The sequence below is a fragment of the Bacillus sp. AK128 genome (assembly GCF_053903075.1).
Genome location: NZ_CP096379.1, coordinates 4126607 through 4152533, shown reverse-complemented (window position 1 = coordinate 4152533; position 25927 = coordinate 4126607). Strand labels below are relative to the sequence as shown.

19 protein-coding genes are annotated in these 25927 nt (G+C 37.7%); 10 read left to right on the top strand and 9 right to left on the bottom strand.

Annotated features, from left to right (window positions below):
* Window positions 1-21: 21 nt before the first annotated feature.
* Complete coding sequence (locus M1D60_RS20825) at window positions 22-1563, top strand: S41 family peptidase (RefSeq protein WP_456276718.1); 1542 nt, start codon at window positions 22-24, stop codon at window positions 1561-1563.
* Window positions 1564-1634: 71 nt separating this feature from the next.
* Here M1D60_RS20825 and M1D60_RS20820 read toward each other — a convergent pair whose 3' ends face one another.
* The 4 genes from M1D60_RS20820 to nikC are packed head-to-tail and all read right to left on the bottom strand — an operon-like array spanning window position 1635 to window position 5518.
* On the bottom strand, window positions 1635-2651 hold the full coding sequence (locus tag M1D60_RS20820; RefSeq protein WP_456276717.1) for an ABC transporter ATP-binding protein: 1017 nt from the start codon (window positions 2649-2651) through the stop codon (window positions 1635-1637).
* The gene (locus tag M1D60_RS20815) at window positions 2644-3654 is read right to left on the bottom strand and encodes an ABC transporter ATP-binding protein (RefSeq protein ID WP_456276716.1); all 1011 of its coding nucleotides are present in this window, start codon (window positions 3652-3654) and stop codon (window positions 2644-2646) included. The genes M1D60_RS20820 and M1D60_RS20815 overlap by 8 nt, the downstream gene beginning before the upstream one ends.
* Window positions 3655-3672: 18 nt before the next feature.
* On the bottom strand, window positions 3673-4596 hold the full coding sequence (locus M1D60_RS20810; protein WP_456276715.1) for an ABC transporter permease: 924 nt from the start codon (window positions 4594-4596) through the stop codon (window positions 3673-3675).
* A 22-nt stretch (window positions 4597-4618) separates the two neighbouring features.
* On the bottom strand, window positions 4619-5518 hold the full coding sequence (nikC, locus tag M1D60_RS20805; RefSeq protein WP_456276714.1) for a nickel transporter permease: 900 nt from the start codon (window positions 5516-5518) through the stop codon (window positions 4619-4621).
* Window positions 5519-5881: 363 nt separating this feature from the next.
* On the opposite strand from nikC, the gene M1D60_RS20800 reads away from it, so the two are divergent.
* From M1D60_RS20800 to M1D60_RS20785, 4 genes are all read left to right on the top strand, one after another.
* Window positions 5882-7480, top strand: a complete 1599-nt coding sequence (locus M1D60_RS20800) for a glutathione ABC transporter substrate-binding protein (protein ID WP_456276713.1) — start codon at window positions 5882-5884, stop codon at window positions 7478-7480.
* 297 nt (window positions 7481-7777) lie between these two features.
* Window positions 7778-8602, top strand: coding sequence for an undecaprenyl-diphosphate phosphatase (locus M1D60_RS20795; RefSeq protein WP_456276712.1), 825 nt, complete (start codon window positions 7778-7780; stop codon window positions 8600-8602).
* A gap of 366 nt (window positions 8603-8968) precedes the next feature.
* Window positions 8969-9766, top strand: a complete 798-nt coding sequence (zupT, locus tag M1D60_RS20790) for a zinc transporter ZupT (RefSeq protein ID WP_456276711.1) — start codon at window positions 8969-8971, stop codon at window positions 9764-9766.
* A gap of 322 nt (window positions 9767-10088) precedes the next feature.
* Entirely contained in the window at window positions 10089-11477 is a 1389-nt protein-coding gene (locus tag M1D60_RS20785) for an aldehyde dehydrogenase (protein WP_456276710.1), read from the top strand.
* A gap of 139 nt (window positions 11478-11616) precedes the next feature.
* Here the strand turns inward: M1D60_RS20785 and M1D60_RS20780 are convergent, their stop codons facing one another.
* The 3 genes from M1D60_RS20780 to M1D60_RS20770 form a co-directional block, all read right to left on the bottom strand.
* Window positions 11617-12693, bottom strand: coding sequence for an aromatic acid exporter family protein (locus tag M1D60_RS20780; RefSeq protein ID WP_456276709.1), 1077 nt, complete (start codon window positions 12691-12693; stop codon window positions 11617-11619).
* Between the two features lie 230 nt (window positions 12694-12923).
* A complete protein-coding gene (locus M1D60_RS20775; RefSeq protein ID WP_456276708.1) occupies window positions 12924-17393 on the bottom strand; it encodes a glutamate synthase-related protein in 4470 nt (1489 codons plus the stop codon).
* Between the two features lie 305 nt (window positions 17394-17698).
* Window positions 17699-18985 carry a glutamate-1-semialdehyde 2,1-aminomutase gene (locus M1D60_RS20770; protein WP_456276707.1) on the bottom strand — a complete coding sequence of 429 codons (1287 nt, stop codon included), beginning with the start codon at window positions 18983-18985 and terminating at the stop codon, window positions 17699-17701.
* A gap of 531 nt (window positions 18986-19516) precedes the next feature.
* On the opposite strand from M1D60_RS20770, the gene M1D60_RS20765 reads away from it, so the two are divergent.
* From M1D60_RS20765 to M1D60_RS20750, 4 genes are all read left to right on the top strand, one after another.
* The gene (locus M1D60_RS20765) at window positions 19517-20530 is read left to right on the top strand and encodes an ABC transporter ATP-binding protein (protein ID WP_456276706.1); all 1014 of its coding nucleotides are present in this window, start codon (window positions 19517-19519) and stop codon (window positions 20528-20530) included.
* Window positions 20523-21314: an ABC transporter permease gene (locus tag M1D60_RS20760; protein WP_456276705.1), complete on the top strand. Its 792-nt coding sequence runs from the start codon at window positions 20523-20525 to the stop codon at window positions 21312-21314. The genes M1D60_RS20765 and M1D60_RS20760 overlap by 8 nt, the downstream gene beginning before the upstream one ends.
* A gap of 1 nt (window position 21315) precedes the next feature.
* Window positions 21316-22101: an ABC transporter permease gene (locus tag M1D60_RS20755; protein WP_456276704.1), complete on the top strand. Its 786-nt coding sequence runs from the start codon at window positions 21316-21318 to the stop codon at window positions 22099-22101.
* 87 nt (window positions 22102-22188) lie between these two features.
* Window positions 22189-22596: an ion channel gene (locus M1D60_RS20750; RefSeq protein WP_456276703.1), complete on the top strand. Its 408-nt coding sequence runs from the start codon at window positions 22189-22191 to the stop codon at window positions 22594-22596.
* A gap of 121 nt (window positions 22597-22717) precedes the next feature.
* Here M1D60_RS20750 and M1D60_RS20745 read toward each other — a convergent pair whose 3' ends face one another.
* Together M1D60_RS20745 and M1D60_RS20740 are read right to left on the bottom strand one after the other, a co-directional pair.
* On the bottom strand, window positions 22718-24301 hold the full coding sequence (locus M1D60_RS20745; protein ID WP_456276702.1) for an MDR family MFS transporter: 1584 nt from the start codon (window positions 24299-24301) through the stop codon (window positions 22718-22720).
* Between the two features lie 12 nt (window positions 24302-24313).
* Complete coding sequence (locus M1D60_RS20740; RefSeq protein ID WP_456276701.1) at window positions 24314-24733, bottom strand: MarR family winged helix-turn-helix transcriptional regulator; 420 nt, start codon at window positions 24731-24733, stop codon at window positions 24314-24316.
* Between the two features lie 236 nt (window positions 24734-24969).
* On the opposite strand from M1D60_RS20740, the gene M1D60_RS20735 reads away from it, so the two are divergent.
* Window positions 24970-25926, top strand: coding sequence for a D-2-hydroxyacid dehydrogenase (locus tag M1D60_RS20735; RefSeq protein WP_456276700.1), 957 nt, complete (start codon window positions 24970-24972; stop codon window positions 25924-25926).
* The last annotated feature ends 1 nt before the right edge of the window (window position 25927 follow it).

The following is a 25927-nucleotide window of genomic DNA, read 5'->3' as shown; positions in this document are numbered from 1 at the left end:
AGTTGAAGAAGGGAGAGTATTATGAGGAATTATAAAGGACTAATCGTAATCATACTTTTAGTAGTTACAGGTTGTACATCAAATCCATTACTCACAGAAGAAGCTAGTTCCTCCTTAGATACCATTGCGAAAGAAAACCGAAGCCCTATTGAAAAAGCCGTCCAAGATCCGAACTTTCTATATGACTTTGCTAATAGTGATGATGTGGAACTGTCAAATGATGTATTACAAACTTTGAGGATTAAAAATAGACCTTCTCAAAACGTATCGAGTAATCTAACAAAAGAACAACTGACAGAAGATATCGAAATCTTTAATCAAACCTTAAAGTATATGTATCCTATGTATCAATTTTTTGGAGGGGATCAAGCGTTTAATAAAGCTAAGGATGAGGTTATTAGCGATATTGAGTCACATCAAGAAGAGACCATGACAAAATCTAGGTTTGTAGACATGATAAGAGAGCATTATCAATTTATTGTAGACACTCATTTTTGGATCGAACATGAATCTATTATTCTATCGGATTACGAGTTATATGTAACTTCATTATACAGCTTTACTAAGGATCAAAATGGCGAGTTTTGGACAACAGGAGAGAAAGCTAAAAAATTACTTAATATTAATGGAGATGTAAATCTAGAATCATACTTAAAGCCGACAATCAATGAAAATGGTGAGATCGTATATATGTTGGCTACTTTTTCAGAATCTCTGAGTAGTAATGACCGAGAATGGGAAGTTGTCTTTCAACAGGATGAAGAAGAACAAAGTGAAATCATCTCGTTAAAAGTGGAATCAAAAGAATTGTCAAAATCACGGTTAGGTGTACCATTTTCTTTGGAAGAAAAAGAGGGCGTACCTTGGTTACAAATACGAAGCATGTTCGTCGGCGAGGCTAGCCCTTATGATTACTATGATATCATTAATACAGCTAAAAAGCTTAAAAATGAACCGTATATCGTATTAGATTTAAGGGGGAATACTGGAGGGAATATGCATATGGTTGAAATGTGGCTGGAGGAATTTTTTGAAGTACCTCCAAGTTGGACCTCACAGTATATTTACTTAATATCTAATACCACTCATGCGTTTTTGCAGGATACTATTGATCACATGATGGAAAATGGACTCTCAGAACAAAACTTAGAGGAGGAATTTTTTAAAGAGAAAGCCTTCATAGGAAAGTATGACTTCCCAATTGAACCAACTTGGGAAGTAATAGAGAATGAGTTTCATAGTGTAAATGATCATGATACTCATATTTTTGTATTAACGGACAACAATACAGCATCTGCCGCTGAGCATTTGACATATAAATTAAGGCTTACAAATCAAACAACTGTTATCGGTATGCATACAATGGGCGCAATCATTAGTGGAGATGCACTGTATTGGATGTTACCAAATTCAAAAGCTGAATTGCAAGTACCAGCATTCTTCAACTATCATCCTGATCTTATTAAGATTGAAGCAGTTGGAATACAACCTGACCTATGGGTAAGACCTGAAGTTGCCGAGCAACGTATATTAGCTTTTATTAAAAATAACACCGAACAGTAGATGGGACAAATACAAAAGAAGAAGGCATTGCAATTGCAATGCCTTCTTCTTTTTGACAGTTCATAAATAAATTAGTAATTAGCTACAATCTTTGTGTAATCTACTGGTTGACCTTCATCAACTAAGTGACAAGCTACCTGTTGTGATTCACCGTTAACTGATTGTAACTTCGGTTCTTCCGTACGACATTTTTCCATGGCAAATGGGCAACGTGTATGGAAACGACAACCTGTTGGTGGATCAATTGGAGAAGGAACATCTCCTTGCAAAATTATACGTTCCTTCTTTGCCTCAATGTTCGTACTTGGGATTGCTGATAGTAATGCTCTTGTATAAGGATGTTGAGGGTTTTCAAATAAGGATTTCTTATCTGCAATCTCAACGATCTTACCAAGGTACATAACTATAATACGATCAGAAATATGACGTACTACCCCAAGGTCATGAGAAATAAATAAATAGGTTAATTGGAAATCACGTTGTAATTCCTTTAATAGGTTTAATACCTGTGCTTGAATAGAAACGTCAAGAGCTGAAACAGCCTCGTCACAGATGATTAACTTTGGATCTACTGAAAGTGCACGGGCGATCCCGACACGTTGACGTTGTCCACCACTAAATTCATGAGGGTGACGGTCAATTTGGTGTCCACCAATACCAACAGTTTCAAGAAGTTCGACAATCTTTTGACGTCTTTGGTTGGCAGGTACAACATTTTGTATTTCAAGTGCTTCTTCTAAAATTTGACTAACGGTTTGACGTGGGTTTAGTGAAGCATAAGGATCCTGGAAAATGATCTGTAGATCTTTACGCTTTTTTCTCATTTTTGACTTGCTTAAAGAAAGAAGGTTCTCTCCTTCGAAATTAATTTCACCAGAAGTAGGATTATCTAAACGAAGAATTGCGCGACCTGTTGTTGACTTACCACAACCAGATTCTCCTACAATACTAACTGTTTCACCTTCGTATACAGTAAAACTAACATCATCAACAGCTTTAACATGATTAATGGTTCTTCCAAAAAGACCACCAGTGATAGGGAAGTATTGCTTTAAGTTTTTTACTTCTAATAATGGCTTTTTACTCATGACTTGCCCCTACCTCCTCTTTTTCCCATCTCTCAGTATGAATCCAACATCTTACTTGATCCCCGTCCTCTTGCGTTGCTAGCTCTGGAAGCTCTGCGTGGCAAATGGCCTTAGCATGAGGACAACGTGGTGCAAAACGGCAACCCTTAGGCAGGTTAAATGGACTTGGAACAGAGCCTTCAATAACGGCTAGGTCTCCCTCGTAATCCCGATCGTGCTTAGGAACTGAGTTTAACAAACCAACTGTATAAGGATGCTTTGGATTTGTGAAAATTGTTTTTACATCTGCATATTCAACGATCTTACCACAGTACATAACGGCAACCTTATCACACATTTCCGCTACAACACCAAGGTCATGTGTAATTAACATTAATGAAGTACCAAGCTCTTCTTGTAGCTTTTTCATTAGATCAAGAATCTGTGCCTGGATGGTAACATCCAATGCAGTCGTTGGCTCATCAGCGATTAATAGCTCTGGAGTACAGGCTAACGCAATCGCAATCATAACACGTTGACGCATACCACCTGAAAGTTCAAACGGATATTGCTTTGAACGTTTTTCTGGTGAAGGGATTCCAACTAGGCGAAGCATATCAACAGCTTTAGCCCAAGCATCCTTTCGATTCAACTTCTGGTGAATACGAACCGATTCAGCAATCTGCTCACCACAGGTTAAAGTTGGGTTTAATGATGTCATCGGCTCTTGAAAGACCATAGAAATGTTATTTCCACGGATGTTCATCATTTCTTTTTTCGATTTATCTAGTAGGTTTTCACCTTTAAATAGAATTTCTCCACCTACAACTTTACCAACTGGTTCTTGAAGAAGTCTTAGAATTGATAAAGAGGTGATACTTTTTCCAGATCCGGACTCACCAACAATTCCAACTGTTTTTCCTTTTTCAATGGTGAAATCAACACCATCAACTGCTTTTACTTCACCTTCGTCTGTAAAGAAGGAAGTTCTTAAATCTTTAACCTCTAAGATATTTTCTGTCATTTTATTTTCACCGTCCTTTTAGTTTAAGTCGATTCGTTTGTTAATTAAGCGGTACGTAATATCTACTAGGAAGTTTACAAATACGAATAAAACCGCACAAACAAGAATTGTACCTTGAACCATAGGGAAATCATGCGCACGGATTGAATCAATAATTAGTCGGCCTAATCCATTGATGGCGAATACTGTTTCAGTAATAACAGCTCCACCTAGTAATCCACCAAACTGAAGACCCACTACTGTTACAACAGGAATTAATGCATTACGTAATGCATGCTTATATATAACTAATTTATCACTTACACCTTTTGCATAAGCGGTACGGATAAAGTCTTGATTAACTACCTCTAACATACTTGAACGAGTCATACGAGCAATAATAGCTGCTCCACCAGTACCTAAAGTAATGGCTGGTAAAATCATATGTTCCCAAGTACCCCAACCGGCTACAGGTAACATTTTCAAATCAACTGCGAAGAAGTAAATTAACATAATCCCGAGCCAGAAGTTTGGCATGGATAGACCGAATAGTGCAAAAATCATTAATGAAACATCGGCAAGCGAATATTTTCTAGTAGCAGAAATAATACCAGCAATTAAACCAATTAACACTGCTAATCCTGTCCCAATAAGTGCTAACTGAACGGTAATCCAAAAGCGTTCATTAAAGATTTCCTCTGTTACAGAACGATTTGTACGGATAGATGTTCCTAAATCACCTTGCACAGCGTTTGCGACATATCGGAAATATTGTTGGTATAGAGGGTCATTTAGACCAAGATTTTCACGCATTTGTTCAACTTGTGCTTCATCTGCATTTTCCCCAGCCATGATTCTGGCAGCGTCTCCAGGGATTAAATGCATCATAAGGAATACAGCAAGTGTAACTCCAAGCATTACGGGTATAGTTTGAAATAACCTTCGGATAATATATAGTAACATTTCATTCTCACCTTCTTATATGTTAGTTTTTTGTCTTTGGATCTAACGCATCTCGTAATCCATCACCAAATAAGTTAAAGCCAATTACGACAATTAAAATAACGATACCTGGGAATAGGGTAATATGTGGTGCTTGTGCTACATACGAACGACCTTGGCTTAGCATAGTTCCCCATTCAGGTGTTGGTGGTTGTGTACCCATTCCAAGAAACGATAGCGCACTGGCTGTAATAATGGCTGATGCGATATATAGCGTTGCTTGTACAATAATTGGTGAGACAATATTAGGAAGTATATGTTTGAAAATAATTCTAAAATCATTAGATCCCATTGCTCGGATTGCATCAATATATTCAAGCTTTTTCACACTTAATGTTGAACCACGTACAATACGGGCAAATGTTGGAACCGCAAAGAATGCTACAGCTATAATAACGTTTATCGTACTAGCTCCAAGCACACTTACAATCGCAAGTGCTAATAGTATTCCAGGGAAGGCTAAAAGTACGTCTGTAATTCTCATAATAAAGGTATCAATTCTTCCTCCATAATACCCTGAAACAATTCCCAAGGTTACACCTACAATTGCACCAAGTAGGGTGGAAAGTACCCCAACTGATAATGAAATTCGGGCACCATATAATAGTCGACTAAAAATGTCACGACCTTTATCATCTGTCCCAAGCCAATGCTCAGCAGAAGGCCCCTCAAGCTTCTTAGTAATTTCGATGTGTACAGGATCATGCGTTGCTACGACTGGTGCGAAAATTGCCAAGAGGGTAAAAAGAATTACAATGAAACCACCTGCTAGAGCAGCTTTGTTTTTTGCAAGCTTTTTATAGAAAGCTTTAGTACGAGCTGCTTTTGCATTATAGGGTTTCGCCGGAACTCCAACATTTGTTTGAAGTTGTGGTTGACTCATGCTTATCTCATCCTTTCTATTTGAAACCATTTATTTTGTAAATTAAGAGATTACCAAGTTATATGATAGCTAGAATATTAACATATTACAATAGATTACTAGCGAATATAAATAGATAGTTGCTGGAAATAAAGAAATTCTAGAACCAATACTAAATTGTCAGAATTGTCGAGTTTCTACATATTATAATGTTAACTAGAAATGATTTTTATTCCTTTCATTTAAAAGTAAAAGAATGTTGTTATATATTACATAAAAGTTACCGTTTTATTACATTATAATAAATAATGGGTTGTTTTTTTTAAATTTTTGCATTATTATTACTTTTGTAAGCAAAGAAGAATAAATAGGGGGTCAACTATAATGAAGGCAAAGAATTTATTTCTAATGCTTCTACTAATGTTTGTATTAACATTAGCTGCATGTAGTGGTGGAGACACTGCTGAAGAAGGTGCTGAAGGAACTGAAACTGAAGGCACTGATAATGGCGGCGAAGAAGCTGAAGCTCAAGAAGGTGGAGAACTAGTATTTGTTATCGCTCAAGATGCACCAACACTAGATCCACATGGTATGAATGATACAGCAACAACGAATGCTACATCTCAAATTTTTGATCGTTTAACTGATTACGCTGAAGACGGATCAGTTATTCCGATGTTAGCAACTGAATTTACTGCAGTTGATGAAACTACTTGGGAATTCAAATTACGTGAAGGCGTAAAGTTCCATGACGGAACTGATTTTACTGCTGAAGCGGTTAAAATGACATTAGAACGTATTCTTGATCCTGAATTTGCATCACCACGTGCAGTTGTACTTAACATGATTTCTGAAGTGGTTGTAGTGGATGACTATACAGTTCACATCAAAACTAGCTTCCCATTCGCTCCACTTCCTGCTCACTTAGCACATAATGCAGGTTCAATCATCGCTCCTTCTGCTATTGAAGAAGAAAATAGTGGTGGAACTAAGATTGACCAAAATCCAATCGGTACTGGTCCATTCAAGTTTGTTTCTTGGAGCCCAGGTGCTGAAATCAATTTCGAAGCAAACGAAGAGTACTGGGGAGAAGGTCCTTCAGTTGACACTATGAAGTTTGTAACTGTACCAGAACAAGCAACTCGTAATGCAATGTTAGAAACTGGAGAAGCTGATGTTATTCAAGTTGGTTCTTCTGACGTTTCTTACATGGAAGGTTTAGATAATATTGAATTAACAAAAGTTCGTGGAACTCGTATGGACTACTTAGGTTTCAACATGAATGTAGCTCCATTTGACAACTTAAAAGTTCGTCAGGCAATCTCTATGGCTGTTAACAAAGATGATCTTGTTAACGGAATCTTAGATGGTCAAGGTGTACCTGCTGTTGGACCACTTGCTCCTACAGTTGTTGGTAACTACCAAGGTTTAACTCCACTTGCGTATGATGTGGATGCTGCAAAAGCTTTATTAGCTGAAGCTGGTTTTGCTGATGGATTCGAAACTACATTAATGGTTAACGATGGTAACAAAGAGCGTGCTGATATGGCAGAATTAATCCAAGCTCAATTAGCTCCACTTGGTATCAATGTTTCAATCGAAATCGTTGAGTGGGGTGCATTCTTAGAAAAGACTGGTGCTGGAGAGCATGAACTATTCCTATTAGGATGGACTACAGTAACAGCTGATGCTGACTATGGTCTATATGCATTATTCCATTCTTCACAACACGGTGCGCCAGGTAACCGTTCTTTCTATACAAACACAAGAGTTGACGAATTACTTGACCTAGCTCGCCAAGAGTCTGATCAAGCAACTCGTGACGAAGCATACAAAGAAGTATCTGAAATTCTAGTTGAAGAAGCTCCAATGGTTTACTTACAACACCCTGACTTCATTTATGGTACAAATGGTATCGCTTCAGGATTATTTGTAAACTTCAGTGGAACTCCATTCTTCAAGGATGTTCAACTTGCAAAATAATTAGTTTAAAGGAAATCCCCATTTCATCACGAAATGGGGATTTTTTATATGGAAGCAACTACAAAACAACTAGGAAATGGGAAATACAAATCTTTTTCGATTCTTAAACAAGTAAGTGAAATCTTTCTAATTGCTTGATATAATAAGAAAATGAGCCTAACTGTAAGGTTCAGTATTACTAGAGCAATTAGGGACATAAGACAGACTTTATGATCATTATGAAGTACCCTGGCATTGTCTTTAAACGATGCATCTATTAGAGCATTATATTAAATAATGAAAGCTTGAGGTAAGAGAATGGATTTATGGGGTATGATCGTTGCAATTATTTTAGGTATTGTAGAAGGTTTAACGGAATTTGCACCTGTATCTTCTACCGGACATATGATATTGGTTGATGATATATGGCTCAACTCAAAGGAGCTTTATTCAGAAGAGGTAGCCAATACGTTTAAGGTAGTTATTCAGCTAGGGTCAATACTTGCAGTAGTGATTGTCCTATGGAGACGTTTTTTTGAACTTCTACCATTAAAGCAGAATTTAAATCGTAATCAAGAAGGTCGTTTAGGCCTTATGAAAGTAATAGTTGGATTAATTCCAGCAATTATTTTAGGTTTCTTATTTGAAGATTATATTGATGAACATCTATTCTCAATGAATACAGTGTTAATTGGCTTAGTAGCTGGGGCTGTTTTAATGATTATTGCGGATAGAATTAGCGCGAAGGTACCAAAGGTTCAGTCTGTTGATCAAGTAAGCTATAAACAGGCTATCTTAATTGGGTTATTCCAATGTATTGCTTTATGGCCAGGATTTTCACGTTCAGGTTCAACCATTTCTGGTGGAGTCATTTTGGGCATGAGTCACCGTGCTGCAGCAGATTTTACCTTTATTATGGCAGTGCCAATCATGCTAGGTGCAAGCACATTATCTCTTTTGAAAAATTGGCAATACTTTACACCAGATGCGTTTCCATTTCTAGCGGTAGGTTTTATTAGTGCGTTTATCTTTGCTTATATATCCGTACGCTTCTTCTTAAAGCTGATCCACAGAATAAAACTGACTCCATTTGCAATATATAGAATTGTACTAGCTGGTATCGTTTATTTGGTTTTCTTTTAATAAGGCACTGTTAAAGTACAATGGTGATTTTTTTGCACAGTTGATTGAAGTGGAAGGACGCGAGACTCCTGTGGGAGTAGCGTGACAGGTGAGACCCCACAGGCGCAGCCGAGGAGGCTCACCGCACGCCCCACGGAAAGCGAGTGTCCTGTAACGAAAATCAACAACGAGGTTTAACACAGCCTTTAATAAAGATAAGGCTTGTAATTGGCACACCTTCTTTAAGTGGGTGTGCTATTATTATATTTAGGCTTTTTTAAGAGGTTTTCATAAAGAGGGTAAAAATTATGTGTTAATTCTGACAATAAATTTATATAATCATTTTATAATCATTTTTCATATATTGTGAAGCGGGAGGGAAGTAAATTGACTGAAAACTTATTATTAGCATTTGGATTAACACTTATGGCTGGTCTTGCAACTGGGGTTGGAAGTATTCTTGCGTTTTTCACTTCAACTACAAATACCAAGTTTTTATCATTATCTCTAGGCTTCTCGGCTGGTGTCATGATATATGTAGCAATGATTGAAATTTTTGTAAAGGCACAGGATGCACTAGTATCTGCTACAGGAGTTGTATCTGGAAATTGGTTAACGGTAGCTGGTTTTTTCGCAGGTATCCTACTTATAGCCTTAATCGATAAATTTATACCAAAGCAAGGGAATCCACATGAACTAAAAAAAGTGGAAGATATGAATAAACCTCATAATCCGGATTTATTAAAAATGGGCTCATTTACTGCACTTGCTATTGCGATTCATAATTTTCCTGAAGGAATCGCAACGTTTACATCTGCGCTTCAAGATCCATCATTGGGAATTGCAATTGCAGTGGCTGTGGCTATTCATAATATCCCTGAGGGAATTGCCGTCTCGGTTCCTGTATATTTTGCCACAGGGGATAGAAAAAAAGCATTTAAGCTTTCCTTCTTATCTGGTTTATCAGAACCAGTTGGAGCATTAGTTGCTTATTTAGTACTAATGCCTTATCTAAATGATGTCATGTTTGGAATTATCTTTGCTGCAGTAGCTGGTATTATGGTATTTATTTCATTAGATGAATTACTACCGGCAGCTAAACAATATGATGAAGCTCATTTATCAATTTATGGTGTAATTGGTGGTATGGCGGTTATGGCCATTAGTTTATTATTATTTATTTAAACTAAAAAAGAGGGGAGCTTAATAATAAGCTCTCCTCTTAAAGTTCAACTTAATTTTCTGGTAAGGATTTCATTAAGTTTATTTTTTATAGAAAAATGGTGGTAGATAGTTAAGACTATAATGAAAAGGCTAAACAAACTAGATAACAAGGTACTGTAAAATAATAATCGGTGTGTTTGGTAATTAAACAAAATCATCACTCACTTTTTTGTGAAATAAATTTATATCTATATAATTAGCACCTACCAGAATAATATTCTTTATAAGGTAAGAATAAGAATATGCTGTTTGAATTGTATTACTGTAGAAAGGGGATGTAGCAATGGAATTACATAATGATGATGTAAAACATATTCTAAAGGAGCATCATGCCTATTTTGAGACGAATAGAACGAGAAGCTTAGAGTTTCGACTTGAACAGCTACAGAAGCTAAGAGAAGGCATTTTAACGTATGAACAGAAAATCATAGATGCACTTCAAAAAGATCTAGGAAAGCATCCGTTTGAGACATATGCGACTGAAATCGGATTTGTGTTAAACAGTATAAGCCATACCTCAAAATCTTTAAAAAAATGGATGAAGGCTAAGCGTGTGAAAACACCTTTGAAATTCCAACCTGCAACGAGTACCATCATCTATGAGCCCTATGGAACCGTATTGATAATTGGACCTTTTAATTATCCTTTTCAATTACTTATTGAGCCTTTAATTGGTGCAATAGCAGCGGGGAATTGTGCGGTCTTAAAGCCCTCTGAATTAGTGCCAAACGTGTCGAGTGTAATTATGGAAATGATTGAGTCTATTTTTGATAAACAATATATACGCTCAATTGAAGGTGGCATTGAAACAAACCAGTCGTTGATTAATGCTCCCTTTGATTACATTTTCTTTACTGGTAGTATCCCTGTAGGGAAGATTGTCATGGAGGCTGCAGCTAAAAATTTAGTTCCTGTAACACTGGAACTGGGTGGAAAAAGTCCGGTTATTATTGATAAATCAGCTAACGTTAGGGTGGCTGCTAACCGAATTGTTTGGGGTAAAACTGTAAATTCTGGACAAACCTGCATTGCCCCAGACTACCTATTAATTCATGAATCTGTAAAAGACCAGTTAATATCCGAAATGAAATCAACCATTACTAGCTTTTATGGAGAGGATATTCGAGGAAGTAAAGAATACGGAAGAATTGTTACTTCAAGGCATTTTGAACGATTAAAGCAAATGCTGGAGAATGACAAAGAAGGAATCATGTTTGGAGGAAAGACTGATTCTGAGGATCGATTTATTGAGCCTACTTTAATTCAAGCAACGATGGACTCGGCTTCGATGTCGGGGGAAATCTTTGGACCGTTGCTCCCTATCCTAACCTTTAAAGAATTGAATGAAGCAATTGCGATTATCAAGAAGCAGCCTAAACCACTTGCCTTATACTTATTTACTTCTGATCAATCGGTGGAAGATCAAGTATTGAACGAAGTATCTGCCGGTGGTGTCTGTATAAACGATACACTTACCCATATAGGGAATCCCTACTTACCTTTTGGTGGGGTTGGACATTCTGGAATGGGAGCCTACCATGGACACTATAGTTTTCTGACTTTTTCACATGAAAAAAGTGTACAAAAGAAAAGCAGTAAAAGTAATCTTACTTTGTTATTTCCACCTTATAGTGATAAAAAATTTAGTTTAATTAAGAGGTTTTTGAAATAAGGGTGTTTAGTGATTCTTGGATGAATGGCTTAACCCTAAAGGCGAGCTCTCCACGGGTGTTGATGGACCTACTTCGTATATGCTAGACCAAAAAACAAGAAGCTAAGTGTTTAGCTTCTTGTTTTTTTGCACTATTCTCTTATCCTTTAACCTCGACCTCGTTTTCCTCTGTGTGGTACGTTTGAAAGCTATCTAACAGCTTCTCTAAGTGACCTAAATGACTACGGTACTCAAGTACCATTGATACTAGAGGGAACAGCTGCATGGCCTCTTGAAGTTGCTCTTGATTCTGGGAGTGATACTGTTTGATGTAGTCCTGTAATAAATCTGATTGATGAAACGATACCTTTTCCTCCATTACAGGAATATGAGACTTAATTTTACCTACAAACTGTAACAGTAATTGCTCATGAGCAGAAGACAGGGTATCAAGCTCTGTTCTTAGAAGCTCCTGAAACTCTTTTGGCATGCAATGAATTTCATTTTCGAGACGATGGAGTCTTTTAAGTGTTTCAAAGGCTTGATCAGTTGTAAGTAGCATTTGACGAAATAATACAAGCTTCCTTGACTTCGCATATTTTCTGCCCTTTTTTTCAAACCGACTTCGCTCCTCTTTGTAGAAAGAGAAAAGCTGGTCAAGCTTTGTTAGGCGGTCCTTCATCTTGTCAATTTCTTCTTTTAGTTCAATATGTCCAGATGCATTTCTCGTATTGATTCTAATCCACTTAATAATCTCCTCTGTGGCATCTACTACCTGGAAGTAAAGCTTTGCCTCATATTTAGGAGGGAAGAATACCAAGTTAACAAGAAATGCGGACATCACCCCCAGGATTACGGTACCAAACCGAATAAGCCCAAACTCGATGAACTGGTCAGGTGGTGACTCCATGATGGCGATAATCGTTACGACTGCTAATGGAATGGTGCTCTCTAGTTTAAGCTTTAAGGTAATTCCAATGACAATCATAACGGTAAAACCAATAATCAGAGGGCTATGTGTAAATAAAAGAGTAAATAAAATAGCAAAAAATGCTCCAATGATATTAGCTTGGAATTGATCAATAACAGACTGATAGGATCTATAAATTGATGGTTGAATCGCAAAAGCAGCAGCAATTCCTGCAAACGAAGGAGATGGAAGTTCAAGTAAATGTGCAATATATAGGGATAGTGCAACAGCAATCCCTGTTTTAAGTATTCTTGCTCCGATTTTCATAAAGAAAATCCCTCCTTTGTCCCTTATTACATAATTCACTTATTTAAGAGTCCATAAACATTATTGTGATGGAAGGAGGGGAGGAGTGCAAGGAATTATCATTCTGAGTATTAAAAAAATGTCTCATTCGTGAATTTTATTGGAATATATAGATTTAACGTGTCTTAAGAGGAATCAAAGTGAGTATACCAAAAAACCTCCGCAGTTTTTAACTGCGGAGGTTTACTTGATCATTCTGTTGAAACAGCAGGATCAGCTTGCTCTTTCATAGGAACTACTTGGAAGAAGTTCTCCTCAGGATTATCTAAAAGTGGCTGTAAATATTGTACTTCTTCAAATTGCTCGTGTTCTTTTAGAACGGCGATATAAGAAGTTAATAGTTCTTTTACATCCTCAATTCCTTTCTTAGATAGGGAGTTGATGGATACCTTAGCACCTTTAGCAATTCGCTTAGATAGCGTTTCTTTTGTTAGTCCTAGTGTTGCATCATGGCGAAGGTAAACGGTACCTCCAGTCATTCCTGCACAAATCCATGGACCTGGGTCTCCCATAACAAGGCCACGACCATTGGTCATATACTCAAACGCAAAGCCTTTAATATTAGCATGGACACCAACATTTCCATATTCCTGAGCTGGAATCGGCTTTGTCACACGTCCGCCAATAATCATATCCGCTCCAGATAAACGGATACCTGCACGAGCATCAGCATTACCTTGGACAAATAACTGGCCTTTTTGAGCCCCATAACCAAAGCCCTTTCCGACAGATCCGTTGTAGAGCTTTCCATCTTTTCCTTTTGATTTCAGGATGTGAATATTCCCACCAAAGGATGTTTTACCCGTTCCATCTTGAGAACCACCTTCAACGCGAATGGTAATTCCCTCACTATTATAAGCTCCTAGTCCATTACCAGGAATTGAGCCATTTTTATATTTAAGTGAAATGGCTGGTAGCTTCTTGTATGAACCATCTAGTCTTCCGCGCACACGGTGACAGGACACACGGCTACCGAGTACACGTTGTTCAGATGTAACAGCAGAGAATTCTCTAGACTTAGTTAGTTCTGCAACATTTTGATCTAGATATTCAGCCCCAACAGCTACAGCTAAATTAGGTTCTTCAATGCTTGCTGCTACTTCCTTCTGATTAAATTGACCGACCTCAATCGTTGTTAAAAGAGGAGAAAGGTCCATTTGTTCTAAACCTCTAGTTTGCTCTAATAAATCTGAGCGACCTACTAAATCTTGTACGTTCGTGAAGCCTAAGTTAGCAGCTAATTGCTTTAGTTCATTTCCGAAAGCTGTGAAAAGATTAACTAAACCTTGAACAGCAGTAGTTGCTTCACGAGGAACGAAACGTCTTAAACCATGCTCCTTCGCTTGTGCTTCAGATTCAATTTGAGTAGCAATTCCAACGTGACAGGTATCTAAATGACAGCCACGGCAAGTTGTACAACCAATTGCAATCATTGATAAAGTACCAAATCCAATTCGGTTTGCACCAAGTAGCATCACCTTTAGAACATCAGACACACTACGAATACCACCGTCAGCCCAGATTTCTACATTGTTACGGATACCTGCTTCGAGTAATGCGTTGTGTGCAGCTTTAACACCAATCTCTACAGGAAGACCAACGTATTGTAATGCGTGAATTCTCGCTGCCCCAGTACCTCCATCAAAGCCACTGATGGTGATGATGTCAGCACCAGCTTTAGCAATCCCTACAGCAATTGTTCCAATATTAGGTACAACGGGAACCTTTACGGCAACCTTAGCCTGATCATTAGCAGTTTTTAATTCTGCAATCATTTGAGCCAGATCTTCAATGGAATAGATATCATGGTTATTAGATGGTGAAATTAGATCTGAACCAAGTGTCGCATTACGAGCATCTGCAACCTTTTGGGTTACTTTAGATCCAGGTAAGTGACCGCCTTCTCCAGGCTTCGCTCCTTGACCAATCTTAATTTCTAGAAGATTAGAGGAGTTGAGTAGCTCAGCGTTTACGCCAAAGCGTCCGGAAGCAATTTGCTGCCCACGTGTCTTTGGATATTTTCCAAGCATATCTTTAATTTCTCCACCTTCACCATTAAGGCTAACCATATTTAACTGTTCAGCAGCCTCAGCATAAGCTCGGAAGGCAGTTTCATTTTGTGAACCAAATGACATTGAACTGATGACAAATGGTAGATTATGCTCACCAACTGAAATGTCTACCTTCTCCGGTGTTGCAGGCTTTGTTGATTCTTTAAAGCTAGTTAAATGACGAATGCTAATTGGGTTTGATTCCTCTTGTTCGGTTAATTTCTTACGATAATCATCATAAGAGCCAGTTTGAGCGACATCTCCAATGGCTTTCCAAATTCTCGGGAAGATATGGAAAGTCTTTCCTGGTCTAGCACTATCATCATTAAAGTCTTCAACACGCTTTAATGCATCTTCCTTCATCAACTCATAATTAAAGCCAAGTGAATCTGAGCCAAAGAAGTTTACGATACGAAGAGCATCCGCAATTTCTTCGTTTAAGCCAATTGAAGAAAATAATCTTCCATAGCCTCGAAGTTCATGAATACCGATAGTCGAAATAACCTTTTCCAAGCCTTTATTTATTGATTCAAATAGATTTTTAACTGGTAAGATGTTTTCATCACTGACTGTAGCAAATAGCAAATATGGACTTAGTGCATCAGCGCCTAATCCTAGAGCTAGAATAGTATCATGTAAAGAACGAATTGATCCTGAACGTAATAATAGTGAGCAATCTCTTCTTAAGTCTTCTTCAATAAGTGCATGGTCAATGGAAGACACCACTAAGTGAGGATCAAGCCATAGCTTTCCGTTTTGATGAGAATTTCCATCATCTAAAATTAGTAAGGTGCTTCCACCTTTCACCGCGTCAATAGCTTCCGCTGATAGACGAGCTAAAGCATCCTTTACAGACTCGTCTTCATTAAAAGTTGCGTCTAGATAATAAGCTAACTCATTTTTACGGAACTCATGAATGATTTGATCATAAGAAGGTTGTGATAACTCTTCATTGATTTTAAAGCCCTGTGAACCTTCTATTAAAACAGGAGACTGTAATTCTAGGAAAAGCTGTTTTGAATGCTTTTCGAATAAAGAAGGTCGCTTACCTAACATCATTCTCGTGGAGAAATGCTCTGTTTCACGGTCTCGGTCAATCGCCGGATTCGTAACAACAGCTACGCTTTCCTTAATAAAATCTGCTAGATTTCTACGTCCTGAATCAATTGCAGCTAATGGGGCGTCATGTCCAAGTGAACGGATTGGTTCAGCGCCCTTTTCTGCCATTTGCTCAATTAACTGGATATGCTCACGGTCCCAACCGTAGGCAGAATATTGATTATTTTGTACTTTTGAAAGTGTTTTTACTGAAATGTTCTTTTCCAGTGTAGGTGACTGAAGGCGGAATCTATATCCTTCAAAATCAACACGCTTCTTAAAACGTTCATGTACTTCCTGCTGGAATTCAGCATAATGATACACGACCATTTCGCCATCTACATACTTAAGTCCAACCTTTTCACCAGGTGATAATGGTTTAGGATCGTTTGTATAGTCTGAAGACGGGATGATCCCTGGCTCTGATGAAAATAGATAAGAAGTTTCTGTTTCTAGCTGCCATAGTGGTCTTAACCCTAATGAATCTAAGCTAAACGCAGCCTCGTCTTGATACCTGGAGATAATTCCGGCAGGGCCTTGTGCAAAATGTCCCCATGCTTCACGAAGGTAAACATATAGGTCTTGTAAATGCTCTGGATAGGCTTTGATTTCATTTGTGATAGGTGGGAAGAGAATATCTAATGCTTCAAATAAAGAATAGCCATGGCGAGCGAGTAAGGCTTCGACCGTTCTATTTAAGTCTTGGGAGTCACTTCCGCCATTCGTAATAGGTACACCAAGCATTTGTGCTTCATCACGTAGCTTAGCAATCGTATTAATTTCACCATTATGACCAAGTACACTAAATGGTTGAACACGGAAGAAGTTTGATAATGTATTAGTAGAATAACGATTATGTCCTAGTGTCATTGATGATTTTGCTAATGGGCTTGCAAGATCCTGATAGTATTTCGGAAGGATATCACCAGCACCCATTACTTTATATACTGCATGATAATTACTTAGAGAGGAAACATGAACATGGTCATCGGCTTCAATATCAATCGTTAGATCAAATAATGTTTTTGAAAGGTTTTCATTTTTGACTTCTGGTAATAATCCAACCTGCCAGAATACTGGCTCCTGTTGAGATGCGATTGGACCTAAAGCGCTTGAGTTCGTCACACCATCATTTTCATATAAGATCGTTAACTTTGCATCTGCAAGCAACTTTTTAATAGTCGACTTTACTTCTTCGTGATTTGCATCTTTTGACACAAAAAAATGACCAACTGTAAACTGTTCGTCATGAGCAACTGCGGAATCTATTCCCTTTTCTGAAAGCTTTTGTTCCCAAAGCTCTCTAGGGATATCAATGTGTATACCAACCCCATCGCCTTCACCGTTAGTGAAGCCAGCTCGATGATTCATGGTTACAAGTGCAGAAATACATAACTCAATATTCTCTTTAGTAGGAATTTGTTTTTTCTCCATTATAGAGACAATTCCACAGGCATCATGTTCGTGATAATGGTAATTCTTAAAGGAGTTTGGATTCCATTTTTTTGTCATAGTCTTGGCCAGTTAGGCCGTCACCTCCTTGAGTAGTTGAACAGCAAATCTATAGATTAAGAGATTTACGTGCTTAGTAAAGGTAAAAACAGTCACACATCAAAATATTCAGAATTGTATATACTATAATATCAAACATATTACCAAAATTCAATTATTATTCATCTTAATGTGTAGATTATGACTACCCATTTTTTTGTAACACTAATAAAGTCAGTTATGTAAACGTTTCCAACGGGTAAAAAATAAAACTAGCTCACTTGCGAGCTAGTTTTATTTGTATACGATTGAATAATTATGCGAAACTACAATTGTTTAAAGGCATTTCCAACAGCCTCAATGGTTTGCTCGATATCTTTTTCAGTATGAGATATGGTTAGGAACCATGCTTCGTATTTAGAGGGAGCGAGGTTGATCCCTTGGTTCAACATCAGCTTAAAAAATCTCGCGAATATCTCGCCATCACTTGCTTCTGCTTGATTATAGTTTTCAACCTTTTCGTCAGTGAAGTAAATGGTTAATGCTCCTTTTAAACGGTTAATGGTAATTTGAACATTGTACTTTTCGGCTTGCTGCAAAATTCCTTCTTCTAAAATTGCCCCTAACCGGTCGAGATGCTCATACACTCCCTCTTCCTTTAATACCTCTAAGCAGGCAATCCCTGATAAAATCGAAGCGGGGTTTCCGGCCATTGTCCCTGCTTGATAGGCAGGACCTAATGGAGCAACCTGTTCCATGATTTCTTTTTTACCACCGTAGGCACCTATTGGTAAACCGCCACCAATAATTTTCCCAAGCGCAGTTAGATCAGGCTTAACACCTAGTAAATCCTGTGCACCACCATACATAAAGCGAAAAGCTGTAATTACTTCATCATAAATGACAAGCGCACCAGCTTGATGAGTTAGGTTGTTAATTTCCTGTAAAAAGCCATTCTTAGGTTCAACAATCCCGAAGTTACCAACGATTGGTTCAACCAATACGGCAGCAATTTGATCTCCCCATTTTTCTAGTGCTTCTTTAAACGGGCCTACTTCATTAAAGGGGACTGTTATCACTTCTTGTGCTATACTTTTCGGAACACCTGCGGAATCAGGTGTTCCAAGAGTAGAAGGACCTGAGCCTGCAGCGACGAGTACTAAATCGGAATGTCCATGATAACACCCTTCAAATTTAATAATTTTATCACGTCCTGTATAAGCTCTAGCGACACGAATAGTCGTCATGACAGCTTCTGTTCCAGAGTTAACAAATCTCACCTTATCTAAATTAGGCATGGCATCCTTCAATAATTTTGCAAATTTCACCTCGTGCTCTGTAGGTGTCCCGTACAAAACACCATTTTCTGCAGCGCGCGTAATAGCTTCAGTAATATGTGGATGAGCATGTCCAGTAATAATGGGACCATATGCAGCGAGGTAATCAATATACTGATTCCCATCAACATCCCAGAAATATGCACCTTTCCCACGTGACATGACGACTGGGGAGCCACCACCAACCGCTTTATACGATCTAGATGGGCTATTGACTCCACCAACAATATGTTCAAGCGCTTCTGTATGTAAAGCTTCTGATTTTGTAAATTCCATAGTTAAAGAGCCTCCTAATATATACAACACATCATTTTCATTACTCATCTTACCATGATAAACCTTCTAATAAAACAACCTGATACGAGGGCATTCTAATAGTAATGAAGGAACACTAAAAAGGGTTTCTATTTGTCTTCCCTAGAAAAATCTCTTAAACTAATACGATGTGTAAAAGATTTATTGTAGGTTGGATTTTATAAAAATGGCTATTAATTAAGGGATCTCATTAAACATTGTTGTTGATTTTCGTTACAGGACACTCCCTTTCCGCGGGGCGTGCGGTGAGCCTCCTCGGCATGCGCCTGCGGGGTCTCACCTGTCACGCTGCTCCCGCAGGAGTCTCGCATCCTTTCACTACAATCAACTCTGCTAGGAAATCAATATTGTACTTTAACAGAGCCTGAAATTTAGTAGTACTAGGAGCAATAATTGAATCAGTTAATTTGTTGCTATTATATTGTAAAGATTGTTTCAGTAACGAAATTTTGAAAAAAACCTAAATAAAAGAGCTGTTTAATGGAGGGGAATATGAGTACAATCATCGAGGTTAAAGAGCTTAGAAAAGAATTCAAATCGTATTCTAGTCGATCTGGACTTAAAGGTGCATTTAGAGATTTATTTACACGGAATTATAAAGTGCTAGAAGCGGTAAAAGATATTTCCTTTCAGGTAAATGAAGGAGAAATGGTCGGATACATTGGAGAAAATGGGGCTGGGAAATCAACCTCGATTAAAATGCTGACGGGAATCCTGACTCCAACGAGTGGAGAGATTATCGTAAACGGAATGAATCCACATAAAGAGCGTGAGAAATTTGTAAAGTCAATCGGGGTTGTGTTCGGACAACGTTCCCAGCTATGGTGGGATATTGCGGTCCAGGAGTCATTTAGGCTATTGAAGAAGGTATACAATGTTTCAGATCAAGACTATAAAGAACATATGGACCTCGTCATTGAGACCCTTGATATTGGTGAATTGTTGGATAAACCGGTTCGGAAGCTATCACTTGGTCAGCGAATGAGATGTGAGCTTGCAGCAGCGTTAATTCATAAACCATCGCTTCTTTTTCTAGATGAGCCAACCATAGGACTAGATGTTCTAGTGAAAATGAAGATTCGTCGGTTCTTAAAGGAAATGAATGAGAAATACAAGACGACCATTCTCCTAACGACTCATGACCTAAGCGATATTGAAGCATTGTGTGAGCGGGTAATCATGCTTGATGAGGGAAGTATTATTTATGATGGCTCTCTCAAACAACTACGATCAAACTGGGTCGAAGGAAAGCAAATACAATTTGAATTTACGAGAAATGTCAATGCTGAGGAATTAGACAATATGAGTGTTGATTATAAGGTGAACTGGGCGAAGGGCGAAAGGCAGAATGTTTGGGTTGCTTCTGTAGAGGATGATGAACGGGTTATTTCTGAACTCATTTCAAAAATTGTTTCTCATTATCAAATACGAGATCTTCATATTAAAGAAGCATCCACTGAGGAAATTATCCGTAACATCTATGAAGAGGGAATTCATCATGGCTAAATATATAGAGATGATTCGGATTCGTTTTCTGATGATGCTCGCTTATCGAACGAACTACTATAGTGGCATTTTAATATATAGTATTAATATAGGAGCCTATTACTTTTTATGGAGTGCGATATACGGAGACAAGGGCTCAATTCAAGGATTAAGTATTGTTCAAATGACTACTTATATTGCAGTTGCTTGGATGGCTAGGGCTTTCTACTTTAATAATATAGATCGAGAGATTGCAACGGAAATCAAGGATGGAAAAGTGGCGATTGAACTCATTCGACCTTACAACTATCTACGGATGAAAATGATGCAGGCTTTAGGGGAAGGGATTTTTAGGCTATTGTTCTTTTCAGTACCAGGTATGGTCATCGTAGGTTTATTTTTCCCATTGGAAATCTCCACGAATGTGATCATCTGGGCCAGTTTCTTTGTATCCATTCTCTTTAGTTTTATTATTAATACGCAAATCAATTTACTAGCAGGTATTACAACTTTCTTCTTATATAATAATGATGGATTAATCCGTGCGAAGCGGGTAGTGATTGACCTGTTCTCAGGCCTGCTATTGCCCATAAGCTTTTATCCGGTTTGGGCTCAGGATATTATGGGGTATTTCCCATTCCAGGCAATTAGCTATATACCAAGTATGATCTTCACAGAAGGCTTTAAAGGGTCAGAAATCATCAATGCATTAATCCTCCAAGGCGCATGGGCAATTATCTTAATTATACCAATTCAGATTTTATGGGTTATAGCAAAAAAACAGCTCATCATACAGGGGGGCTAAAATGTTCTATTTTTCAATGTTTTTTCAGTATATGGGTCAATACATGAAAACAAGGCTTCAATACCGCTCAGATATGGTGGTTGAGATTACATCTGATTTACTGTTTCAAGGAGTAAACCTAATTTTTATATTAGTTGTATTCGGGCATACACAGTTTTTGAATGGTTGGTCTAGAGATGAAATTATCTTTATTTATGGTTTTTTCCTCGTTCCATTTGCTATATTTGGTGCTTTTTTTAACATATGGGACTTCAATGAACGTTATATCGTCAAAGGTGAAATGGATCGCATCTTAACAAGACCCATTCATAGTCTGTTTCAAATTATTATCGAGAGAATGGAACTAGAGTCACTGTTTGGTGTCATCACCGGCCTTATTGTAATGGGATATGCGAGCGTTCAATTGGAGTTAACGTTTTTCTGGTATGATTTATTCATTTTCATCATTATGGTACTTGGTGGTGTATTAGTGTATGGAGGGATTTTTATCATGTTAGCTAGTATAGGCTTCTGGTCAGATGCAAAAACCTCCATTATGCCAACCATGTATAATATCGGGAACTATGGACGTTATCCAGTGGATATCTATAATAAAATTATAAGATTTGTTCTGACTTGGATCTTACCATTTGCCTTTGTGGGTGTGTATCCAGCGGCTTATTTCTTACGAAAGGAAGAATGGTACGGATATGCGTTTCTAACACCCTTTATGGGTCTGCTGTTTATCAGTCTATCTGTCCTCCTCTGGAATGTAGGGGTGACCAAGTACCGCGGGGCTGGTAATTAATCTCTAGAACTTCGGGACAGAACTTTTGGTCATTCAAACAAGCATGACAACTACCTCTCCGTCATATGTTAGGACGAGGTGGTTTTTTTGATTAATCTACTCTTTTTATTTGTCGTACTTTTTAGTTTATATAAAAGCTTTACCCAGCTTTTTCAACGGCATGAGCATCGTCATAATTATATCTCTTTTGAAAATGTAGCTTTTTTATTCCTGCTTTACGTAAATGTATTAGTTGGATTTAGCATTATATATACACTTTTTGAGATGAGAGGGATTCCTGTTCTTGTTGAAGGAAGCACGATTCTAACAGGGGGATTTTTTGAGATCTTAGGTTCTTCCTTATACTTTAGTGCGATTACTTTATTATCAGTTGGGTATGGGGATATAACTCCTGTTGGGTTCGGAAGATGGATTGCGATTTTAGAGGCGTTAATCGGCTACGTAATTCCAGCTGCATTTGTTGTACGAAGTATGGTTGATTTTGAGAATAAATAATGAACTACTTTTATATGGTGGTTTTGTTTAGTTGTAATAAGAAATAGTCTCTATTAAGTCGATATAATAAGACCCTTAAAAGCTTAAGGGTCTTTGTGTGTATTTTTACAACTATAATGAATTACGATAAATCCCCGGTCTCCTTACTTTCATCTTGGTTAGATTGACGAAGTGGGATCTCTCGTAAGAATAGGGTTAAGATAAAGGCAGTAATCATGAAACCAGCTCCAACGATAAAAACACCCGTAAGTGAGTAGGAAAGTGCTTCTCTTAAGAAAGCTACTAATTGGTCGAAATAAGGAAGTAGGTCAGTTGGTAAACTAGCTTTGGCTTGTTCAAGCTGATCAGGATTCATCAGTATTTGTGGATCCGAAAACTGTTCAATACCAGTGTTCATGGTTGTGTTAGTTGGTAGGTTAGTGAATAGCTCCTTTATTTTATCTTCCATTCGAAGGGTCATAAATGAACCCATAACGGCTACCCCAACCGTCCCACCAATTTGGCGGAATAATTGATTAGATGCTGTTGCTACTCCCAGGTTAGATTGCGACACAGCATTTTGTACTGTTAGAGTAAAGACAGGGAAACAAGCACCTAACCCTAAACCGACAATAATCATATTGGCTACAGCCATTATATTGGAGGTTTCAGCTGACATGAAGGACATGGAAAACATGCCAGCTGCCATTACAACTAAACCACCTAAGGCGAACAATTTGTACTTTCCTGTTTTCGTTATGAACTGTCCAATAATGGAGCTAGAGACCACCATACTTAATGTCATTGGCATCATGATTAGTCCTGATACAGTAGCGGAAGTGCCAATTACCCCTTGGATAAAGAAGGGCATATACATAATGGTGCTAAACATTCCTGCACCTAATAAAAAACCAGCTAAATTTGAAATTGTAAATATATCGTTTTTAAATAGATATAAGGGTAAAACAGGGCTTTTTACTTTCTTCTCAACCTGGATAAACAATACTAATGATAAAATCGAAAATGAAAATAATCCGATAATCGTGATTGATGCCCATTCATATTGGTTGCCAGCCCATGAAAATGCTAATAGCAATGGGACAATAATAAAGGTAATTAAAATGGACCCTAAGAAATCCACTCTTTCTGATGTTTTTTTTTCTGTACTAGGAAATAAGGAAACAATCAGTAAAAAGGCAATAATCCCAAAAGGAAGAAATACCCAAAACACCCATTTCCAATGAATATGATCAACAATCCATCCACCTAGAGTAGGACCGAACACACTTGCCAATCCAAATACGGATCCCATCAAGCCTTGCCAACGTCCTCGTTCGCGGGGAGAAAATAAATCTCCTACCGCAGTAAAAGCAGTGGACATAATCATTCCTGCCCCAAAGCCTTGTATCCCTCTATAAATGATCAAATGGATAATTGTTTCAGCTGTACCACATAAAAGAGAACCAACCACGAAAATCCCAACTCCAATTAGGATAAACGGTTTCCTTCCATAGATATCAGAAAGCTTTCCAACTAAAATAGCCGTTACACTCGAGGTTAACATGAAGATTGTAAAGACCCAGTTGAAGTATTTAATTCCACCTAAATCAGAAACAATACGAGGGAGTGCAGTTCCAACAATCGTTTGATTGAGTGCCGCAAATAACATTGCCGACATAATAGCAATCATAATCGCGATTTTTTTCTTTTGATCTAGATGCTCCAACTACCCCACCTCCTATATATTAAATTTTTTGAACAAAGTTATAAGAATCTCAATTTCATCATTAGAAAGGCTGTCGAAGGTTGAAAATAAGTACTCCGTCTTCTTATTGTTTAGTTTTTCAAAAATAGTCTTGCCATCAGCTGTTAATGCTATTTCTACGACTCTACGGTCATCTACCGACCTCTCTCTAGTTACAAGCTCTTTTTGAACCAGTGAATCAGCAACCGAAGTAATATGACTTGATGTCACCTTTAGTTCATTAGAGATGGTTGATACCTTACTGATTCCATGTTCATATAAATATTTTAATAGAAGAAACTCACTTCTATTAAGCTCGTTACCTAACACCTCATTTATGCCTTTTCTCATGGAGCGAATCGAATATTGGAGGGTGCGCTCTAATTCATACATTAAATCATCACGTTTTGCCATTTCATCACCTTCATAAATTATTAATATAGTTAATTATTCAGTATCCGAAATATTAAGTCAAATTATTTAACAATACTAGTCAACAGTCTATACATCAGTACCTTCTCTAGAATAAGTTATGTTATAGGGAACCCCCCCTCATTTCACAAGAGCGGTCTTAATGCGAGAAGAGTTTTTCTCGCCTTTTTTTGTGGGTTTTGTATATAGTAGAAGGAAAGGATAGGGGAGGAATAAACGTGAAGATTATATCGACCTTACGAATTGGTGAAGACATTCAACAAAAGTTTAAAGGGAAACTGTCCAGTGAAGACCTTTCTTTTTATCAAAACATAAAGGAAGCGGAGCTTGAGCTAGAAGAAGCAGAGGTACTATTAACATACGGAGAAGATATAACTCCACTACATATTGAAAAAGCTAAGAACTTAAAATGGATTATGGTTATGTCGGCAGGAGTAGAAAAATTACCATTTAAGCTAATCAATGAACGTGGAATCTTAGTTACTAACGCACGTGGAATCCATAAAACACCTATGGCAGAATACACGTTAGGAATGATACTTCAGTATACCAAAAAACTTAAAGTGTTATATGATCAAGAAAAAGAAGGAAAATGGGATCGAGCCGTTGCAGCTTCTATTTCAGAGTTGAATGATAAAACTGTATTAATACTTGGTGTCGGAGCGATTGGAGGTCAAATAGCCAAACTCTGTAAGGCATTTGGAATGACGGTTATCGGTGTAAATAGGAGTGGTGAAGCTGTCGATTCCGTTGATAAGCTCACGACGATGGAAGAGTTTTCGCGATTTCTTCCAAAGGCTGATTTTATCATTTCAGTTTTACCAAGTACGGAGGAGACGAAAGGTTTATTAAAGAGAGAGCATTTTGAAAACATGAAGAAAAGTGCAGTATTTATCAATATCGGAAGAGGAAGTGTGATAAGAGAATCGGAATTACTTGAAATCATGAACGAACAACTTATTTCACATTCAATCCTTGATGTATTTGAGAAGGAACCATTAAATAAAGAACATCCTTTTTGGAAAATGGATAACATCACGATAACTCCACACCTATCAAGTATCACGTCTAACTATTTACCAAGAGCTTTTGATATATTTGAGCAAAATCTACATATTTATAAGAATGGACAAAAAAACTTTATAAATATGATTGATGTGAAGAGGGGGTACTAAG

What these genes read in the sequence shown, in the direction of transcription:
- M1D60_RS20770 (WP_456276707.1), bottom strand. Translation starts at nt 18,985, where the DNA reads ATGGAATTTACAAAATCAGAAGCTTTACATACAGAAGCGCTTGAACAT.
- M1D60_RS20740 (WP_456276701.1), bottom strand. Translation starts at nt 24,733, where the DNA reads ATGGCAAAACGTGATGATTTAATGTATGAATTAGAGCGCACCCTCCAA.
- M1D60_RS20765 (WP_456276706.1), top strand. Translation starts at nt 19,517, where the DNA reads ATGAGTACAATCATCGAGGTTAAAGAGCTTAGAAAAGAATTCAAATCG.
- M1D60_RS20760 (WP_456276705.1), top strand. Translation starts at nt 20,523, where the DNA reads ATGGCTAAATATATAGAGATGATTCGGATTCGTTTTCTGATGATGCTC.
- M1D60_RS20785 (WP_456276710.1), top strand. Translation starts at nt 10,089, where the DNA reads ATGGAATTACATAATGATGATGTAAAACATATTCTAAAGGAGCATCAT.
- M1D60_RS20810 (WP_456276715.1), bottom strand. Translation starts at nt 4,596, where the DNA reads ATGTTACTATATATTATCCGAAGGTTATTTCAAACTATACCCGTAATG.
- nikC (WP_456276714.1), bottom strand. Translation starts at nt 5,518, where the DNA reads ATGAGTCAACCACAACTTCAAACAAATGTTGGAGTTCCGGCGAAACCC.
- M1D60_RS20780 (WP_456276709.1), bottom strand. Translation starts at nt 12,693, where the DNA reads ATGAAAATCGGAGCAAGAATACTTAAAACAGGGATTGCTGTTGCACTA.
- M1D60_RS20775 (WP_456276708.1), bottom strand. Translation starts at nt 17,393, where the DNA reads ATGACAAAAAAATGGAATCCAAACTCCTTTAAGAATTACCATTATCAC.
- M1D60_RS20795 (WP_456276712.1), top strand. Translation starts at nt 7,778, where the DNA reads ATGGATTTATGGGGTATGATCGTTGCAATTATTTTAGGTATTGTAGAA.
- M1D60_RS20800 (WP_456276713.1), top strand. Translation starts at nt 5,882, where the DNA reads ATGAAGGCAAAGAATTTATTTCTAATGCTTCTACTAATGTTTGTATTA.
- M1D60_RS20815 (WP_456276716.1), bottom strand. Translation starts at nt 3,654, where the DNA reads ATGACAGAAAATATCTTAGAGGTTAAAGATTTAAGAACTTCCTTCTTT.
- M1D60_RS20755 (WP_456276704.1), top strand. Translation starts at nt 21,316, where the DNA reads ATGTTCTATTTTTCAATGTTTTTTCAGTATATGGGTCAATACATGAAA.
- M1D60_RS20820 (WP_456276717.1), bottom strand. Translation starts at nt 2,651, where the DNA reads ATGAGTAAAAAGCCATTATTAGAAGTAAAAAACTTAAAGCAATACTTC.
- M1D60_RS20825 (WP_456276718.1), top strand. Translation starts at nt 22, where the DNA reads ATGAGGAATTATAAAGGACTAATCGTAATCATACTTTTAGTAGTTACA.